The following is an 18,037-nucleotide window of genomic DNA, read 5'->3' as shown; positions in this document are numbered from 1 at the left end:
CGTGGGGCCTTGGCTACGGCTCGCAAGAAATGGGCCGGCCGTGGCAGAGGTTGGGTCGGGGATGGCCAGCGACGTAGAGCCAGACAGGGAATTCGATGGAGCCAGGCTGATGCGCCGGCTCAGCCGGCGGTGCCTCGCGTCACCGGGCCGGCTGCCGTCAGCATCGTTCCGGCCAGCGTCTGGTCGAGATGGGCCGCGCGCAGGGACAATAGTCTCTCGGCAAAGTCCAGCCTGACGGCCGCATAGGCCGGTTCGCGTGAGAGGTCCCGCATCTCGCCCGGCTCTTCGGCGAGATCGAAGAGCAAGGGTGGCAAGCCGGCAAAATGGACGTATTTGAAGCGGTCGTCGCGCAGCACCGCGAGGTTGCAGCGATGGGAGTCCAGCCCGAAATGCGTTTCGGGGACACCATGCTCGATGTCGCGGAAATCGAACTCCCAGAAGGCGGCGTCGCGCCAGCCGCTCGGCTGCTCGCCGGCCAGGAACGGCATGAGCGAGCGCCCATCCTGATGGTTGAGCGGCGGCTGCCCCAGCCTCTGCGCCAGCGTCGGCATGACGTCCGCGGCGGTGGTGAAATCCCGCACGATACGGCGCTGCGCAGTCGCGGGTGCGGCGGGATCGCGGATCACCAGCGGGATATGATAGCTCGCCTCGAAGAATCCGCCCTTGCCGAAGAGCCAGTGATCGCCGGCCATCTCGCCATGATCGGAGCAGAAGATCACGATGGTCCGCTCCCAGGCACCCGCAGCCTTCAACCCGGCGACGAGGCGCCCGATCTGGGCGTCGACCTCGACGATCATGCCGTAATAGACCGCCCGCAGCGTCGCGAAATCATCCGCGCTCCAATCGCTCAATTTCCCGACCGCACCATGGACGAAGTCCGACTGCTTCGCCCGGTTGAGCTGGTAGGCCACGAAAGGGTGCAGCGCCGCCTCGGCCTGTCGGTCGGCGTGGCGCCGGAAGGCCGCCTGCGCCGGCGGTGCGAACATGCCGTTATAGGGCTCGGGCACGATGAAGGGTGGATGCGGCCGCAGGAAGGAGAGATGCGCGAACCACGGCGCCTCCTGCTCCGAGAGCCAGCGAAGGAAGGCATCGGTCAGATAGGCGGTCTGGGTTTCGTCGGCGCCGTAGCGCGGCGGAGCGTTGGAGGCGCCCCCGCCCGGAGTGGCGTGCACGTCGCGGCTCGTCGCTTCCGCATACCCGCGCGAACGCAGCCAGGACAGCCACGGCTTCTCATGCTCCGGCAGCAGCTCACGGACACTGAACCCCGGCAGCACGCCCTCATAGGTGGTCAGATGCGGATCGCCCGGCGCCAGCTTGCGCGGGTCGAGCGAAACGTCGGTGTAGCCGAACAGCGTCGGATCATAGCCGGCACGGCGCGCCATCCGGGCGAGGTTATCGAAGCGATCGTCGAGCGGGGAACCATTGCGGCAGACGCGGTGGTTCATCTGGTAGAGGCCGGTATAGAGCGAGGCGCGAGCCGGCGAGCAGGGCGCGGCGCCGGCATAATGGCGCGCGAACAGCGTGCCTTCCGCCGCGAGCGCATCGATGTTCGGCGTGCGGACCGACGCGTGGCCAAGCGCGGACAGGCAGTCGCCGCGCCATTGGTCGGCAGTGACCAGGAGGATGTTGGGTTTCATCACTCCGTCCAGACTTCAGCCTCCAGCCGCTCGATCAGCGCCGGCAGTTCGGCCACCGTACCAATGACATGGTCCGCGCCCGCCGCGATGAGCTTCGCTGCGACGCGTTCGTGAAGCGCCTGGCGCTCAGCCGCACTCAGCGCAGCCAGCTCTTCCGGCGTCAGCCCGGCCTCGTTGCCCGAGAGCGTCAGCCCGACGGTGACGCAGCCAGCGGCGACGCCCTCGGCGATGCCGGGCTCGGTGTCGTCGACCTTGATGACGGCCGAGGCCGGGAAGACCATCAGGTCGAGGAAGCATTTGTACATGCCGATCGGCGTCGGCCGCCCGAACGGCAGGTCGTCGGCGCAAACGAGATTGTCCGGCTTGTAGCCCTGCGCGGCGGCGAGCGGCAGCACCCGCTCCATGATCGAGCGGGTATAGCCGGTCGTCGAACCGATCTTCATGCCCTTGCCACCGATATAGGCGACCGCATCCAGCGTGCCGGGCACCAGCGTGCAGTAATCCTTCACGACCGACTCGTTCAGCGGCACGAAGATCTCATAGACCGCGTCGATCGCCGCCTCGTCCGGCAGCGAGCCCCGCGCCTTCTGCCATCCCGCGGCGATATGCGACTCGGCCAGCATCGCGGCGATATGGGCGCGCTTGGGCAGGCCCATCGGCTTGCGCGCGTCGGCGATCGTCGTCTCGACGCCGAATTTGGCGAAGGTCTCGACGAAGGCGCCCATCGGCGCGAAGGAACCGAAATCGATCACCGTGCCCGCCCAGTCGAACACCACCGCCTTGAACCGGCTCATGCCGCACTCCCGTAGAGATCCGCGATCGTTTCCTCGCCGATGCCGAACGCCGTCGAGGCGCCGCAACCGGCGGTGACGATGACGATCCGCACCGCATCCGACGGCGCGTCGGTGAAGCGCCAGCGCCCCGGCGCCGAGGCATAGGTGCCGATCCAGCGTTCGCTGACCATACGGCCCGGCAGATCGAGCACCGCGTCCAGCTCGCCGAGGATCAGGTCGTCGACCGCGCTCGAACCGAACGGGTCCGGCGTCGTCGCATAGTGGTGACTGTCACCGACGACCAGCGAGCCGTCGGCCGATTGCGTCACGATGAGATGGACGCCGTTCTCGCGCTTCGCCGCCATCTCGGCATCGAGACGCACCTTCAGCGGGCCCGCCTCCGGCAACGCCGCATAGCCGAGATAGCGCCCGAGGCCGAGATCGGACATCACGGCGGTGCTCAGCGCGACGGGCGACGCCGGGACGACACGCATCATCTGCAGCTTGCAGCGGGTGACGCCATAGGCCGCGATCCGCTCCGGGAAGAGCGCCGTGTACTCGTCGCCGGGGCAGACCACGACCGTCTCGGCCTCGATGATGCCGCCATCGGCCGCGATCAGCCGTGGCGCCTCGACGGCGACGACGCTGGTCGACCAGCGGAAATCGACCCCGAACCTATCGGCGAGATAAGCCGCGACACGCGGAACGGCCTGCCGCGACTCCACGCGCACCTCATGCGGGCTGTAGAGCGCAAGGCGCGCGGCATACGCCTTCAGGCAGGGCACGAAGCTTTGCGCCTGCACCGCCGTCAGCCGTTCGCAGCCCTCGCCCATCTCGGTCGCCAGGAAGGCCTCGATTACGGCCTCCGACTCCGGCAGGCGCGCGGCCAGCACCAGACCGCGCTGCAGGACCTCGATGCCGGCGGGCTCCGCGATCTCCTGCCAGACGTCGCGCGCGCGGCGCGCCAGCTGCCAGCAATCGCCGGCCTCCTGCCCGGTCACGGTGACGAAGCCGAAATTGCGTACCGAAGCGCCGTTCGCCTGCGCGTCGCGATCGATCACGACCACGCGCTTGCCGAGCCGCGCCGCCGCCAGCGCATGGCCGAGCCCGACGATGCCGGCTCCGACGACGGCGAGGTCGTAAGCCACCCCTCAATCCTCGCGATGAACCTGGAAGCCGGCGAAGGACTGGCTCACCGGCATGAGCTCGAGGCTGTTGACGTTGACATGGCCAGGCAGCGTCGCGACCCAGAAGATCGTCTCGGCGATGTCCTGCGGCTGCAGCGCATTGGCGCCCTTGTAGAGCGCGTCATAGGCCGCCTGGTCGCCGCCATTGCGAACGAGGGTGAACTCGCTCTCGCAGAGGCCGGGCTCGATCGATGTCACGCGGACGCCCTTGCCGTGCAGGTCCGAGCGCAGGCCCAGCGAGAACTGCTGCACGAAGGCCTTGGTGCCGCCATAGACGTTGCCGCCGGAATAGGGCCAGTTCGCCGCGACCGAAGCGATGTTGATGATCGCGCCCTTGCGCGTGATCAGCTCGGGCAGGAGCTGATGTGTCAGCGCAACCAGCCCGGTGACATTGGTGCCGATCATCGTCTTCCAGTCGGAGAGCGATGTCTGGGGCACTGGCTTGGTGCCGAGCGCGAGGCCCGCATTGTTCAGGAGGACGTCAACCGCCTTGAAGCCCTCGGGCAGCGCCGACAGCGCCGCCACCATCGCCGCCTCGTCGGTGATGTCGAACGCGGCGCCGTGGAAGCCATCGCCCAGCTCCGCCTTCAGCGCGTCGAGCCTGTCGGCGCGCCGCCCGGTGCCGATCACCTTCCAGCCCGCCTGCACGAAACGCCGCGCGGTGGCGGCGCCGAAACCGGCCGTCGCGCCGGAGATCAGAATCGTCTTCGTCATGCTGTCCTCGTCAGGTCGCAGGCGCTCGCAAGGAGCGCGCCAGATCGCACCTGCCGCTTTGCAGCACAACGCCCGCCCGTGACAAGGCGATGAAGGCGGCGAGTTCGCGCTGGCTCCACCAAAAGTCCCCCGTGGCTCCAAGACCTCGCCCGGCCTGGCGGCTAGAGCTTCTCGCGCAACGCATCGACAGGCGGGAGAGCGCGATGGAACCGCAAGTGCCGACCATGGACCATCACTGGCTGCCCTTCACCAACAACAGGCTCTTCCACGCCGAACCGCAGATCTTCGCCAGGGCGCAGGGCGTGCGCTACTGGACGCCGGAGGGCCGCGAGATCATGGACGGCGCTTCGGGCCTGTTCTGCTGCGCCGCCGGCCATGGCCGCCCCGAGATCGCGGAAGCCGTGCACAAACAGCTTCTGAAATTGGACTACACCCCGCATTTCCAGCGCGCCGCGCCGATCTCCTTCGTCCTCGCGGAGAAGCTTGCCGGCCTTCTGCCGAAAGGGCTCGACCGGCTGTTCTTCGCCTCGTCGGGCTCGGAGGCTGTCGACAGCGCGATGAAGATCTGCCTCGCCTATCACCGCGCCAAGGGCCAGCCGCAGCGGACCCGCTTCGTCTCGCGGGCCTGGGGCTATCACGGCGTCAATCTCGGCGGCACCTCGCTCGCCGGCATGGTCGGCAACCGGCGCGAATACGGCGCCGTCACCTGCGACGTCGTCCATATGCGCCACACTTGGGCCGATGAGCGCCGCTTCACCCGCGGCCAGTCCGATGAGGGCGCCGACCTCGCCGACGATCTCGAGGCGCTCTGCCAGACCTATGGCGCCGACACGATCGCCGCCGTCTTCGTCGAGCCGATCGCCGGCTCGGTCGGCACCATCGTCCCGCCCAAGGGCTATCTGGAGCGCCTGCGCACGATCTGCGACAAGCACGGCATCCTGCTCGTCTTCGACGAGGTCATCACCGGCTTCGGCCGGACCGGCGAGGCCTTCGCCGCCCAGGAATTCGGCGTCACGCCCGACCTGATGACCATGGCCAAGGCGCTGACCAACGGCGCAATCCCGATGAGCGCGGTGGCGGTGAAGACCGAGATCCAGAAAGCGGTGATCGACTCGATTCAGGCCGACAGGCCGGAGTTGATGCACGGCTACACCTATTCGGCTCATCCGGTCGCCTGCGCGGCGGCCTTGGCGGCGCTGGAAATCTACCGCAGCGAAGGGCTGTTCGCGCGCGGCAAGGCGCTCTCGCAGCCGTTCCTCGACGCCGTCTTCGGCCTGCGCAACCTGCCGCAGGTCTTCGATCTGCGCGGCTACGGCATGCTCGCCGGCATCCAGCTCACGCCGGGCAAGGCTCCGGGCGAGAAGGGCTCGCTGGTCCAGCGCCTGCTCTTCGATGAGGGCCTGCACCTCAAGGCCACCGGCGACGCCCTGCTCTTTGCCCCCGCGCTGGTGGCGAGCGAGGAGGATATCGGCCGCATGATCGACATCTTGCGCAAGGTGCTCGGCCGCAGCGATCTCGACGCGCTACCGGCCGCCGCCTGAGGCCGCGACCTCGTCGGCGAGCGCCTCGGCGAGGCCTGCGATCCCCGGCGCGACCTTGTCCGGTACAATCGCGCCGAAGCCGAGTCTGATCCGGTTGCCGGGGCGCTCCGGCCCGAGATAGTGCACGTCGCCCGGCTCGATCAGGATACCGCGCGCCGCCGCCCGCTGTTGCAAGGCGCGCGCCGATACACCCTCGGGCAGGGTTAGCCACAGCCCCGAACCGCCGGTCGTCATCGTAACGCCGCAGTTCGGAAGCTGCCGCTCGATCTCGGTCAGCATGGCCGACCATTTCGCCGTAAGGTCCCGGCGCTGGCGGCGGATATGCGTGTCGTAATGGCCCTCGGCCAGGAACAGCGCCATGGCGCGCTGGTCGAGCGCGGAAGGGTGGCGATACATCAATCGCCGCAGCGCCCGCAGTTCCCACGCCAACGGCTCCGGCGCGACGATGAAGCCGAGCCTCAGACCGGGAAAGAGCGGTTTCGACAGGCTGCCGACATGCAGCACGCGCCCCGCCATGTCGAAGCCCTTGAGTGAGGGCCGTGGCGGCCCTACGAAATTCAGCTCGTGCTCGTAGTCGTCCTCGATGACGAGGAAGTCCTGGGTCTCGGCGGCCGCCATCAGCGACAGCCGCCGCTCCGTGCTCATCGTCACATTGGTCGGCGACTGATGGCCGGGCGTGATATAGACGAGATCGGCCTCGGCCAGCGCCGCCGTCACCCGCATGCCATTGGCGTCGACCGGCTGCGGCAGCAATGTCGCTCCCTGCGCCAGGAACATGTTGCGCGCATCGACATAGCCAGGCTCCTCCACCGCGACGCGCGTGCCGGAGCGGGCGAGCAGCGTCGCGATCAGGAAGAGCGCATTCTGGGCGCCGACCGTGACGAGCATGCAGTCCGGCAATGCGTCGAAGCCACGCTGCGGCAGCAAGCGCTTGCGGATCTGCTCGATCAGCAGCAGATCGTCGCCATCGATCAGGTCGCCGGTCCAGGCATCGCTATGGCGGGCCGTGCCGGCAAGGCGCACGCAATCGCGCCAGCGCGCCAGCGAGGTCTTGTCCGGCAACAACTGCCCGTAGATGAAAGGATAGGGGTAGTCGCGCCAATTCGCCGGCTTGACGATGTTGTCCTGCTCGCAGAAGCGGTGTCGCAGCCAGCGCGACATATCCGGACCTGCAGGGGCGACCGGCGAATGGGCATGCCCGCTGACCGATACATTGAGCCGGTCGCGCAGGGCCGCCTCATGGATGAAGAAGCCGCGCCGACCGACCGGTTTCAGATAGCGGTCGGCCGCCAGGCGCTCATAGACGAGGCTGACCGTATTGCGAGAGATCTGAAGCGCCTGCGCCAGCGCGCGCGTCGCCGGCAAAGGCTCATGCATCGAGAGCCGCCCCGACAGGATCCCCTCGACGATGCGTTCCTGCAGTTGCTGCTGAAGGCCGCGCCCGGGGGCGAGCGGGGCGCACAGGATCCCGGAAGGAACGGTGTCACGCATGGCGGGCAGGATCGCAGCATGATCCATGCCAGGTTGCTCCTGCAGGGCTTGCAATTCCCGATCGATCGCCTCTTTTGACGGCATGACGCGCGCCATCTCCAGCATCGCTTTGTTCTGCGGCTCGAATGCCGGCCTCGGCGACACCTACACACAGGCTGCCACGGCCCTCGGCAATGAGATCGGGCGGCGCGGCATCACGCTCGTCTATGGCGGCACGCATAAGGGCTTGATGGGCATCGTCGCCGATGCCGTGCTGGCGGCCGGCGGACGGGCGCACGGAATCATCACGCAGCGCCTGGCCGGCCTCGGCCATCTGCACCCGTCCCTGACCGAAGCGGAGATCGTGCCCACGCTCAGGCGCCGCAAGGAGCGCATGGCCGAGCTCGCCGACGCGTTCATCGCGATGCCCGGCGGCATCGGCACCCTCGAAGAATTCATGGAAGCCTGGACCATGAACCAGCTCGGCGAGCTCGACAAACCCGCTGGCCTCTACGACGTCGCCGGCTACTATCAGCCTTTCATGGGCTTCATCGATCACATGATCGCGCAAGGCTTCCTGCCGCCGGCCCATCGCGACGGCATCGTGCTCGCGCCGGAACCCGCAGCGCTGCTCGACGGCCTGCTACGCTTCGAACGCGTCACTGTTTCGAAGTGGCTCTGAGCATCGTCCCGAAAAGTGGGATGCGGTTTCGGAGAAGGCCGATGCAGCAACGGACGCGCAGACTATCGGTCCGAACGCTCCATTTGATCCGATAACATAGCGCTTCCGGTCTCCAGGCGCGCAGCGAGTTGTTCTGCGAATTTTGCGGCCGCCACCGGCAGCGGCCTGCCATGGAGCTGGCCCATCGCGAAGCGGGCTGGCCGGACGTCACGCTCGTCGACCGCGCGTGAGATCAGCCCGTCGCGGTGCTGCAGGCTCGCCGGGGCGCCGATCTCGATCTGGAAGGTGATCGCGTCCTCCAGCCGGACATAGTTGCGCAGGAATTCGAACGAATTCGATTCGATCACCGGCGCGAGCTTGAACGAACTTCTCGCGACCGCCTGATCGAGCAACTGACGCCCGCCATAGCTGCGGTCCGGCAAGGCGAGCGGATAGCCGCTGCATTCGCGCAGGCGGATGCTGCCCTCCCCCGCCAGCGGATGATCCTGCCTCATAATGGCGACGAGGCGCTGCTCTGCAGAGGCGATGATCTGGAAGCCGATGCTGGTATCGAGCCGGAAAATCAGCGCGAGATCGACCTCGTAGCTCGCAAGCGCGCGCAGCGCCTCGCCATGGCTGGCGACGCGCACATCGAATTCGACCAGAGGAAACGCCTTTCGATAAGAGGCGATCTCGACCGGCAGGAAGTCGTTCGCCAGCGCGTGGCTGCAGGCGATCGAGACCGTGCCGCGCCGGAAGCCCGACAGATCCTCGATCTGCGAGCGCACGCGGCTGATATCGGCGAGCTGGCTGCGGATATGCCGGATCAGCAATTCACCGGCCGCGTTCAAGCGCACGCCGCGCGGCAGCCGCTCGAAGATCTTGGTGCCGAGTTCGTCTTCGACATCCTGGACACGCCGGTTCAACGCCGAAGCCGTGATGTTCAGCCGTTCGGCCGCCCGGCGGATCGAGCCGACGCGCGCGACCTCGTCGACATAGCGCAGCAGGCGCAAATGCTTCATCGCACGCCTCTCGATGCTGGTGCGTTTTTCGAACAGCTCCAGCAAGAAGTCAGCACAAGACGGCATCGGTCAAGTCGCCCTAGGCTTTCTTCGGGCAGCGGCATCAGGCCGCAACGGGAGATCTCGCATGACGGAATCGATCAGCAGGCGCCGCTTCAATATTGCCGCAACCGCCGCGGCACTTGCCTCCACGCTGCCCCGTCCGGCACTGGCGCAGGCGCCGACCAAGCTGAAGATGATCCTGAACTGGCGCTATCAGGGGCCGCAGGGCTGGTTCTTCCTCGCCGAGGACAAGGGCTATTTCCGCGAGGAAGGGCTCGAGATCGTGATGGACCAGGGCAATGGCTCGGGCGCCGCGGTCGGCGCCGTCGCCTCGGGCTCCTATGATCTCGGCTTCGGCGACATCAACGCACTGATCCAACTCGTCGCTAAGAGCCAGGCCGGCGCAGCGACGCCGCTGGCCATCTCGGCCTTGTACAACCGCCCCCCCTTCACCATCGCGGTCAAGGCCGACGGCCCGATCAAGACGCCCAAGGATCTCGAAGGCCGCACCATCGGTGGCCCGGCCAATGACGGCGCGCTGAAACTCTTCCCCGCCTTCGCCAAGCTCGCCGGCATAGATGCCTCGAAGGTCAACATCACCAACATGCAGCCCAATCTGCGCGAGCAGATGCTCCAGCGCGGCCAGGTCGACGGCGTGTTCGGCTTCGTCAACACCATCGCCTTCTCGGCCAAGCTCGTCGGCATCGATCCGGCCAAGGATTTTCGCTTCATCAATTTCGGCGATTACGGCATGGACCTCTACTCCAATGCCCTGATCGCCTCGCGCAGGCTCGCCACGGAAAACCCGAAGGCGCTCCAGGGCCTGCTGCGCGCAATCGATCGCGGTCTCAAGGACACGCTGAAGGACAACGACGCCGCGATCGAGGCCGTCGCCAGGCGCGAGCCGCTGATCAACAAGGCGGTCGAGAAGGAGCGCCTGGTCGCGACGCTCGCCTCCGAGATGAGCCATCCCGAAGCGGCGAAGACCGGCATCGGCGATATCGACGATGCGCGCTTCAAGAAGTCGATCGCGATCGTCGTCGAGGCCGACGGCCTGCCGCGCCTGCCCGCCCCCGACGAGATCTTCAGCCGCGCCTTCCTGCCGCCGCTGGCCGAGCGCGTCACCACCCTCGGCTGAGCCGCCGCTGCAATTCCGGGGCTCGCGCAGCGAGAACCCGGAACCCACGACCGGGCGCGCCAGAGAGACGAAAAGCCCTGCCCCTGCCCGTGGATTCCGGGTTCGTCTCTGCGAGGCGCACCAGAATGACAGCTGCTCCGAGAGCTGGCCGCTTCCATCCTATCGTCGAAAGCACACGCATGGATCTCAACCTCACCGGCCGCGTCGCGGTCATCACCGGCCCGGCCAAGGGCATGGGCGCCGCCGTCACCCGCGCATTCGCGGCGGAAGGCTGCCAGCTCGTCCTGATCGGCCGCGATGTCGCTGCGATCGAGCCGGTCGCGGCGGAGGTTCGCGCCAAGGGCGCAGAGGCGATCGTCATCGCCTGCGACATCACCAAGGGGGCGGCCTGCGAGGCAGCGATTGCACAGGCCCACGCGGCCTTCGGCGGCGTCGATATCCTCGTCAATGTCGCCGGCGGCTCGGGCCCGATCGGCAAGGCCGGCTGGGAGACGACGGAAGAGGAGTTCGACGAGATCGTCGATCTCAACATGCGCGGCTGCTTCAACACGATGCGCGCCTGCCTGCCCAGCATGATCGAGCAGGGTTCCGGCAAGATCGTCAATGTCGGCGGCACCTTCGGCATGCGCGGCCGGGCCGGGCGCATGGCCTATTCCGCCTCGAAATGGGGCCTGCGCGGCATCACCAAGAGCTTCGCGCTCGAAGCCGGCCCCCATGGCATCAACGTCAACTGCGTCGCGCCGGGCATGGTCGACGGTCCGCGCTTCCGCGGCAAGGTGGTGCCGGAAATGGCGAAGCGCCTCGGCATCACCGAGGAAGCAGCCTTCGCGAAGCACGCCGCCGACTATGCGCTGAAGCGCGTCTCGACCGACGAGGACGTGGCCAATGCCTGCCTCTTCCTCGCTTCAGACGTCTCCCGCCAGATCACCGGCATCGACCTGCCGGTCGATGGCGGCTGGGCCATGCTGTGAGCGCCCCGATGAACGAAGCTCCCTTCATCGCCGATCTCGTCCTGACCGGCGGCACCGTCGTCACCGGGACGACGCGCTTCGCTGCGGATGTCGCGATCAAGGACGGGCTGATCGCGCTGGTCGGCTCGGCCCGGGCAATGCCGGCTGCGCGCGAGACGCTCGACGTCTCCGGCAAATTCCTACTTCCGGGCGCAATCGACGTCCACGTCCATTTCCGCGAGCCGGGCTACACCCACAAGGAAGACTGGCGCACCGGCACCGCGGCCGCCGCCATGGGCGGCACGACGACCGTCTTCGAGATGCCGAACACCAACCCGCCGACGCGCTCCATCGTCGAACTCCGGCAGAAGCAGGAAGCCGCCGCCAAGGCCCATGTCGATTACGGCATCTACGGCCTGCTCGCCGAGGACAATATCGACGAGCTGCCAGGGCTGATCGAGGGCGGCGTCAACGCCTTCAAATGCTTCATGGGCAACACCTTCGGCAACCTGCCCTCCCCCTCCACCGGAGCAATGCTGGAGGGGTTCGAGATCATCGCGCCCTCGGGCCTGCGGATCTCGCTCCATGCCGAGACCGCCTCGATCATGGCCTGGCGGCAGCAGCGGCTGATGGCGGCGGGGCGCAACGACCCGCTCGCCCATATCGCGGCCCGGCCGGCGATTGTCGCCGCCGAAGCGGTCTCCCGCGCCGCCGAGCTGGCGGAATGGACCGGTGCGCGCATCCACATCCTGCATATCTCCTCGGCCGCCGAACTGCGCCCCCTGGCCGAGGCCAAGGCACGCGGCGTCGAGATCACCGGTGAAACCTGTCCCTGTTACCTCCTGCTCGACAGCAGCGACTATGCGCGGCTGGGCTCGATCATCCGGGTCAATCCGCCCGTGCGCGAGGCCTCGGACTCCGAGGCGATCTGGGCCGCGCTGCAATCGGGCGTCATCGACATGATCGCGACCGACCACGCGCCGCACACCGTCGAGGAGAAGACCAGGCCGGTGATCTGGGAGGCCGATTGCGGCTTTCCCGGCGTCGAGACGCAGATGCCGCTGATGTTGAACGAGGTCTCGCAGGGCCGCATCACGCTCGAGCACTATGTCCGCGTCTCCGCCGAGAACCCGGCGAAATCCTTCGGGCTCTGGCCCGCGAAAGGACGCATCGAGGCCGGCGCCGAAGCGGATATCGCGGTCGTCGACATGGACAGGACCGAGACGATCCGGGCCGAGGCGCTGCATTCACGCGGCAAGATCACGCCCTTCGAGGGCGTCAGCGTCACCGGCGTCCCGATTCACACGCTGGTGCGCGGCCGCTTCGTCCAGCGCGATCGTCGGCTCATCGAGGCGACGAGCGGCTGGGGCCGGCAGGTCACCGCGATCCAGACGATGCCGAAGCCGACCATCCGCAACGCTGACCAGACGCTGGCAGCCTGCTTGCGAGGCCTTGCCACCGCAACGGGAGCCGCCAAGGGAACCGTATGATGAACGCAGCCGCGATCGACATCAGGCCTGCCGCCGAGACAAAGGCCACGACCTTCATCGAGTTCCAGGAGGCCTCGATCACCTATGGTCGCGGCGCGAAGGCCGTGCAGGCGCTGGCGCCGACTTCGCTCAAGATCGGCGAGGGCGATTTCGTCGCGCTCGTCGGCCCGTCAGGTTGCGGCAAGTCGACCATCCTCAAGATGGTCGGCGAGTTGCTGAAACCCTCGACGGGGCATGTCTTCGTCGCTGGTCGCGAGATCGGCGCGACGCCGATCCGCATCGGCATGGCCTATCAGAACCCGACGCTGCTGCCCTGGCTCAATATCCGCGACAACGTCATGCTGCCGCTGAAGATCGTGCCTCCGTTCCGGCATAGCTACCGCGCCAAGCACAGGACCGAATACCGCGACCGCGTCGAGGCATTGCTGGAACAGGTGGGCCTCGGCGGCTTCGGCGACAAATATCCCTGGCAGCTCTCCGGCGGCATGATGCAGCGCGCCAATCTCTGCCGCGCTTTGATCCACGACCCCGATCTCCTCCTGCTGGACGAACCTTTCGGCGCGCTCGACCAGTTCACCCGCGAGGAACTCTGGGCGATCATGCAGGATCTCTGGCTCTCCAAGAAGCTGACCGTGCTGCTCGTCACGCACGATCTCAAGGAAGCCGCCTATCTCGCCAACCGCATCTGCGTGATGAGCGCGCGGCCCGGCCGCATCCTCGACGATTCGGCCGTCCCGATCCCCCGCCCTCGCACGATCGACATGACCTTCGAGCCCGACTTCGTCGCGCTGAACCAGCGCTTGCGGGCGATGATCGTCGGCGCCCGCGGCGGCACCGGCATCGTCGGCCACGCGCCCGGCGCGGCGTAAGGATCGTTCAGATGCAGCGCTCGTCACACCCTCCTCGTCATCCCGGACAAGCGGCGAAGCCGCGCCGATCCGGGGTCCATGCCGGAGCCTTTCCGATCAAGGCTCAGGCATGGATCCCGGGTCTTCGCTTCGCTGCGCCCGGGATGACCCCGCCGTTCCACAGCCTCACCCGAGCCCTCACGAAGGAAAGCCTCTGATGGAACGCGTCAGTGAGATCATCCGCGAGAAGGGCGCCTCGACCGCGCTGATCATCGGCGTCTTCGTGTTCTGGGAGCTGTTCTGCCTGATGGCGGGCATCTCCGACATCCTGCTGCCGCGCCCGACCCAGATCATCAAGGCGCTGATCCAGTATTGGCCGGCGATCTGGCCGCACACCTGGCAGACGCTCTACACGACGATCGTCGGCTTCGGCATCGGCGTCGTGATCGGGCTCCTGCTGGGAATCCTGATCGGCTCGTCGAAGCTCGCCTACGACACCGCCTACCCGCTGCTGGTCGGCTTTTCCTCGATCCCGAAGGTCGCGGTCGTGCCGATCTTCGTGCTCTGGTACGGCGCCGGCACCGTGCCGGCCATCCTGACGGCGATGATCATCTGCATCTTCCCGATCGTCGTGAACGTCGCGACCGGCATCGCCACGGTCGAGCCCGAGCTCGAGGATGTGATGAAGACACTCAAGGCGTCGAAGACGGACATCCTCTGGAATGTCAGCCTGCCGCGCGCGATGCCCTATTTCTTCGCGGCGCTGAAAGTCGCGATCACGCTCGCCTTCGTCGGCTCGGTGGTGGCCGAGACGGTCGCCTCCAATCGCGGCATCGGCAACATGATGATGATCGCCTCGTCGAGCTTCAACGTGCCGCTCGTCTTCGCCGGCCTCTTCGTTCTCGCCGGGCTCGGCGTCGCCCTCTACGTCCTGTTCTCGCTGATCGAGCGGCGCGTTACCGGCTGGGCCCACCGCAAGACCGACCTCGCCTCCGCCTGAAGCCCCGGAACCCGCAGCCCATAGGAGCCGCCATGCGCCGCCTCGTCCTGAAAGCCACGCTCGCCGCGGCCATTGCCGCGACCCTCGGCCTCGCCGCTCCGGCCGGCGCCCAGACCCCGACCAAGATCCGCTTCACGCTGGACTGGAAATACCAGGGCATCCACGCCTGGTATTTCCACGCCAAGGAGAAGGGCTACTTCGCCGCCGAGGGCCTCGACGTCAGCATCGACCAGGGCGAGGGCTCGGCCGCCACCGTGACCCGCATCATGAGCGGGGCCTATGACGCCGGCTTCGGCGACATGAACGCCATCATCCAGCAGGCCGTGAACAAGCCGGGCGAGGCACCGGTCATGGTCTACATGATCTACAACAAGGCTCCCTTCGCTATCATCCACAAGGCTGACGGACCGATCCGATCGCCAAAGGATCTGGAAGGCAGGAAGCTGACCTCGCCCGCCGGAGCCGCGACACAGCGCCTTTTCCCGATCTTCGCCAAGCTCAACGGCATCGATGCCGGCAAGGTCGAGATCGTCAACATCGCCCCCTCCGTGCAGGAGATGATGCTGGTCCAGGGTCAGGCCGATGGCGGCTTCGTCTTCACCGTGACTTCCTACATGAACCTGGTCGGGATGAAGCAGAACCCCGACAAGGACTACCGCTTCATCATGTACGCCGACCACGGCATCGAATCCTATTCGAACGGTGTCATGGTCTCGCAGAAGCTCGCCAGGGAGAACCCGAAGGCGGTCGCAGGCCTCGTCCGGGCGATCAACAAGGCGATGATCGAACTGACCGCCGATCCGGCCGAAGGCGGCAAGGTGATGAACCGCGTCGAGCCGACAGTGAACGCAGAGATCGAGGCCAGGCGCATCGAATTCACCTACAAGGCGCATATGCTCACGCCCGAGACGCAGAAGCTCGGCGCCGGCGACGTCTCCGACGAGCGCATGGCCAAGGCGATCGTCCAGATCGGCGAAGCCTTCGAACTGAAGAGCACCCCGAAGGTCGGGGACGTCTTCAACCGGTCCTTCCTGCCTCCGGCGGCCGAGCGCAAGCTGCCGGAAGCGAAGAGTTGAGGGCGCGGAACGGCGGAGGCCAGCACGGCCGTCTTCAGCGCGCGAGGGGACGAGCCGTGGATCGGCTAAGAAGCGCTGATGTAGGGAAGTACCGCTACGCCATCGAAAGGAATGGCGCTCCCATGGGGAATCGAACCCCAGTTTTCGCCGTGAGAGGGCGACGTCCTGACCGCTAGACGATGGGAGCAGCGCGGCAAGGGCTGCTGTTTAATCGGGCTTCGGCCGGGCTGCAACTGTTTTTGCGCTGATGCAGCAAATTTCGCGAGGGCGCGTCGGTGACGCGCCCTCGCTCGCTTGAGTCGAGCCCGAGCCCAATGATGAGAAGCGGCCCTCAGGCTGCCGCCTCGGTGAGGGCTGGATAGTCGGTGTAGCCCTTGGCGTCGCCGCCATAGAAGGTCTCGATCACCGGCGTGTTCAGCGGGGCGTCACGGCGCAGCCGCTCGACCAGATCGGGATTGGCGATGAACAGGCGGCCGAAGGCGATGGCGTCGGCCTCGCCCTTCGCGATGGTCTCGATCGCCAGTTCGCGGGTGAAGCCGTTATTGGCGATATAGGCGCCCTTGAAGGCCCGGCGCAGCGCGCCATAGTCGAAGGGCAGGTAGTCGCGCGCTTCGCGCGTCGCGCCCTCGACGACATGGATGAAGGCGATGCCGGCCTCGCTGAGCTTCGTCACCAGATGCGTGAACAGAGCCTGCGGATCGGAATCGCGGGCATCGTTGGCGGGGCTCACCGGCGAGATGCGGATGCCGACGCGCCCCTTCGGGAAGACCTTCGAGACGGCCTCGACGACCTCCAGCGCGAAGCGGACCCGATTCTCGATCGAGCCGCCATAGGCGTCGGTACGCATGTTGGAATCGTCGCGCAGGAACTGATCGATCAGATAGCCATGGGCGCCATGCAGCTCGATGCCGTCGAAACCGGCCGCCTTGGCGTTCTCGGCCGCGGTGACGAAGTCGGCGATGATCCGCGGGATCTCGTCCAGCGCCAGCTCACGCGGCGGCGAAACCGAGGCAAAGCCGCTCTCGATATAGGTCTTGGTGTTGGCGACGCGCGCCGAGGGGGAAACCGGCGCCTGCCCGCCGGGCTGGAGCGAGACATGGCTGACACGGCCGACATGCCAGAGCTGGGCAACGATCTTGCCGCCCTCTTCATGGACGGCATCCGTGATCGCCTTCCAGCCGGCGACCTGCTCGGCCGTGTACATGCCGGGCGTCCAGATATAGCCCTGGCCCTGCTGGGACACTTGCGTCCCTTCGGTGATGATCAGGCCTGCGCCGGCGCGCTGGCGATAATACTCGACATTGAGCGCATTGGGGGCATCATTGCCGCGGGTGGCACGGTTGCGCGTCAGCGGCGCCATGACGATGCGGTTCCTGACGGCGATGTCGCCGATGCTGAACGGCGTGAACAGCGCCGGGACGGTCGAATCTGAGTGGTTCATGGAAATGTCCTTGGAAACGCCAGACCGGATGGTGAGCGGGACCTTCGCCGCGATCGACGCCGTGCCGAGCACGGCGGGACGTGGGATTGTCCGCGCCCTATGTGGGTGCCGCAGTGCAGTATGACAGGGTGGCCAACCCGCTCACCGCAAAACAAGACCAATCGGCCGAGCAAGCCGCCGATCCGGAGATGAGCAACAATCCCGGAGCGGCGCTATACAGCAAAATCTTCTCCACCCCCCTCGCATGGCTCCCGGTCCGGCATGGCGCCGCGCTGCTTCGCGCGGGCCTGCACAGCGCAATCGGCATCGTCTATCCGCCCTCCTGCATCGCCTGCCAGGGCGCGACCGGCGAGGCGCAGGCACTCTGCCCGGCCTGCTGGGGAGACATAGGCTTCATCGAGCGCCCCTATTGCGAACGGCTCGGCACGCCCTTTGCGGTCGATCTCGGCGAGGGGCTGGTCTCGCCGGCCGCGATAGCCGACCCACCCGTCTTCGCGCGGGCCCGGGCCGTCTGCCGCTTCGACGGCACGGCGCGCGAATTGGTCCATCGCCTCAAATACGGCGACCGCACCGATCTCGCTCTGACGCTCGGCCGCATGATGGCGCAGGCCGGCCGCGAGCTTCTGCCCGATGCCGACCTCCTCGTCCCGGTGCCGCTGCATCGTACTCGGCTTTGGACTCGAAGGTTCAACCAGGCCGCCGCGCTGGCGCAGATCGTGTCGCGGCAGTCCGGCGTCCCGGTCGCGCCCATGTCCCTCGCTCGCGTCAAGCGCACGCGCCAGCAGGTCGGCCTGACGCGCCCCCAGCGCGCCGAGAACCTGCAGGGCGCCTTCAAGGTGCCCGCGAAGGCGCGGCCGCAGATCGAGGGGCGCCGCATCCTGCTCGTCGACGATGTGCTGACCACCGGCTCGACCGCCAATGCCTCCGCCCGCGCCCTGTTGCGGGCCGGCGCCGGCGCGGTCGACATCCTCACCTTCGCCAGGGTCGTCACCGACGGATCGTGACGCAGCCCGTGACGAACGCGTGACGGCGCACTACATTAGGATG

General features: G+C 67.0%; 16 protein-coding genes and 1 tRNA gene. 9 read left to right on the top strand and 8 right to left on the bottom strand.

What is annotated here, in order from left to right; genetic code table 11:
• Positions 1-119: 119 nt before the first annotated feature.
• The 4 genes from AC1RMY_RS01600 to AC1RMY_RS01585 are packed head-to-tail and all read right to left on the bottom strand — an operon-like array spanning position 120 to position 4,311.
• Positions 120-1,637: an alkaline phosphatase family protein gene (locus AC1RMY_RS01600; protein WP_492862188.1), complete on the bottom strand. Its 1,518-nt coding sequence runs from the start codon at positions 1,635-1,637 to the stop codon at positions 120-122.
• A complete protein-coding gene (phnX, locus tag AC1RMY_RS01595; RefSeq protein WP_492862187.1) occupies positions 1,637-2,431 on the bottom strand; it encodes a phosphonoacetaldehyde hydrolase in 795 nt (264 codons plus the stop codon). The genes AC1RMY_RS01600 and phnX overlap by 1 nt, the downstream gene beginning before the upstream one ends.
• Positions 2,428-3,558 carry a TIGR03364 family FAD-dependent oxidoreductase gene (locus tag AC1RMY_RS01590; RefSeq protein WP_492862186.1) on the bottom strand — a complete coding sequence of 377 codons (1,131 nt, stop codon included), beginning with the start codon at positions 3,556-3,558 and terminating at the stop codon, positions 2,428-2,430. The genes phnX and AC1RMY_RS01590 overlap by 4 nt, the downstream gene beginning before the upstream one ends.
• A 3-nt stretch (positions 3,559-3,561) precedes the next feature.
• Entirely contained in the window at positions 3,562-4,311 is a 750-nt protein-coding gene (locus AC1RMY_RS01585) for an SDR family NAD(P)-dependent oxidoreductase (protein WP_492862185.1), read from the bottom strand.
• Positions 4,312-4,514: 203 nt separating this feature from the next.
• On the opposite strand from AC1RMY_RS01585, the gene aptA reads away from it, so the two are divergent.
• On the top strand, positions 4,515-5,852 hold the full coding sequence (gene aptA / locus AC1RMY_RS01580; protein WP_492862184.1) for an omega-aminotransferase AptA: 1,338 nt from the start codon (positions 4,515-4,517) through the stop codon (positions 5,850-5,852).
• Here the strand turns inward: aptA and AC1RMY_RS01575 are convergent.
• Positions 5,835-7,370 carry an aminotransferase-like domain-containing protein gene (locus AC1RMY_RS01575; RefSeq protein ID WP_492862183.1) on the bottom strand — a complete coding sequence of 512 codons (1,536 nt, stop codon included), beginning with the start codon at positions 7,368-7,370 and terminating at the stop codon, positions 5,835-5,837. The two genes, aptA and AC1RMY_RS01575, sit on opposite strands and share 18 nt — an antisense overlap.
• 55 nt (positions 7,371-7,425) lie before the next feature.
• On the opposite strand from AC1RMY_RS01575, the gene AC1RMY_RS01570 reads away from it, so the two are divergent.
• Positions 7,426-8,004, top strand: a complete 579-nt coding sequence (locus AC1RMY_RS01570; protein WP_492862182.1) for an LOG family protein — start codon at positions 7,426-7,428, stop codon at positions 8,002-8,004.
• Between the two features lie 62 nt (positions 8,005-8,066).
• Here AC1RMY_RS01570 and AC1RMY_RS01565 read toward each other — a convergent pair whose 3' ends face one another.
• Positions 8,067-9,005, bottom strand: coding sequence for a LysR family transcriptional regulator (locus AC1RMY_RS01565; RefSeq protein WP_492862181.1), 939 nt, complete (start codon positions 9,003-9,005; stop codon positions 8,067-8,069).
• 127 nt (positions 9,006-9,132) lie between these two features.
• Here AC1RMY_RS01565 and AC1RMY_RS01560 point away from each other — a divergent pair, with 127 nt between their 5' ends.
• From AC1RMY_RS01560 to AC1RMY_RS01535, 6 genes are all read left to right on the top strand, one after another.
• Positions 9,133-10,185: an ABC transporter substrate-binding protein gene (locus tag AC1RMY_RS01560; protein ID WP_492862180.1), complete on the top strand. Its 1,053-nt coding sequence runs from the start codon at positions 9,133-9,135 to the stop codon at positions 10,183-10,185.
• A gap of 179 nt (positions 10,186-10,364) precedes the next feature.
• Positions 10,365-11,156, top strand: a complete 792-nt coding sequence (locus AC1RMY_RS01555; protein WP_492862179.1) for an SDR family NAD(P)-dependent oxidoreductase — start codon at positions 10,365-10,367, stop codon at positions 11,154-11,156.
• Between the two features lie 8 nt (positions 11,157-11,164).
• Positions 11,165-12,625, top strand: a complete 1,461-nt coding sequence (locus AC1RMY_RS01550) for a dihydroorotase (protein ID WP_492862178.1) — start codon at positions 11,165-11,167, stop codon at positions 12,623-12,625.
• Complete coding sequence (locus AC1RMY_RS01545; RefSeq protein WP_492862177.1) at positions 12,622-13,494, top strand: ABC transporter ATP-binding protein; 873 nt, start codon at positions 12,622-12,624, stop codon at positions 13,492-13,494. Before AC1RMY_RS01550 ends, AC1RMY_RS01545 begins: the two co-directional genes overlap by 4 nt.
• A 196-nt stretch (positions 13,495-13,690) precedes the next feature.
• Positions 13,691-14,473, top strand: coding sequence for an ABC transporter permease (locus tag AC1RMY_RS01540; RefSeq protein ID WP_492862176.1), 783 nt, complete (start codon positions 13,691-13,693; stop codon positions 14,471-14,473).
• 32 nt (positions 14,474-14,505) lie between these two features.
• Positions 14,506-15,549, top strand: coding sequence for an ABC transporter substrate-binding protein (locus AC1RMY_RS01535; RefSeq protein ID WP_492862175.1), 1,044 nt, complete (start codon positions 14,506-14,508; stop codon positions 15,547-15,549).
• Positions 15,550-15,661: 112 nt separating this feature from the next.
• Here the strand turns inward: AC1RMY_RS01535 and AC1RMY_RS01530 are convergent.
• A tRNA-Glu gene (locus tag AC1RMY_RS01530) sits at positions 15,662-15,736 on the bottom strand.
• Between the two features lie 144 nt (positions 15,737-15,880).
• Positions 15,881-16,990, bottom strand: coding sequence for an alkene reductase (locus AC1RMY_RS01525; protein ID WP_492862174.1), 1,110 nt, complete (start codon positions 16,988-16,990; stop codon positions 15,881-15,883).
• Positions 16,991-17,178: 188 nt separating this feature from the next.
• Between AC1RMY_RS01525 and AC1RMY_RS01520 the strand changes: the two genes are divergently transcribed.
• The gene (locus tag AC1RMY_RS01520; protein ID WP_492862173.1) at positions 17,179-17,994 is read left to right on the top strand and encodes a ComF family protein; all 816 of its coding nucleotides are present in this window, start codon (positions 17,179-17,181) and stop codon (positions 17,992-17,994) included.
• Positions 17,995-18,037: the final 43 nt, after the last annotated feature.

The organism is Allobosea sp. GW822-FHT03F07, assembly GCF_058801345.1.
This window is presented reverse-complemented; position numbering and strand designations above follow the sequence as displayed.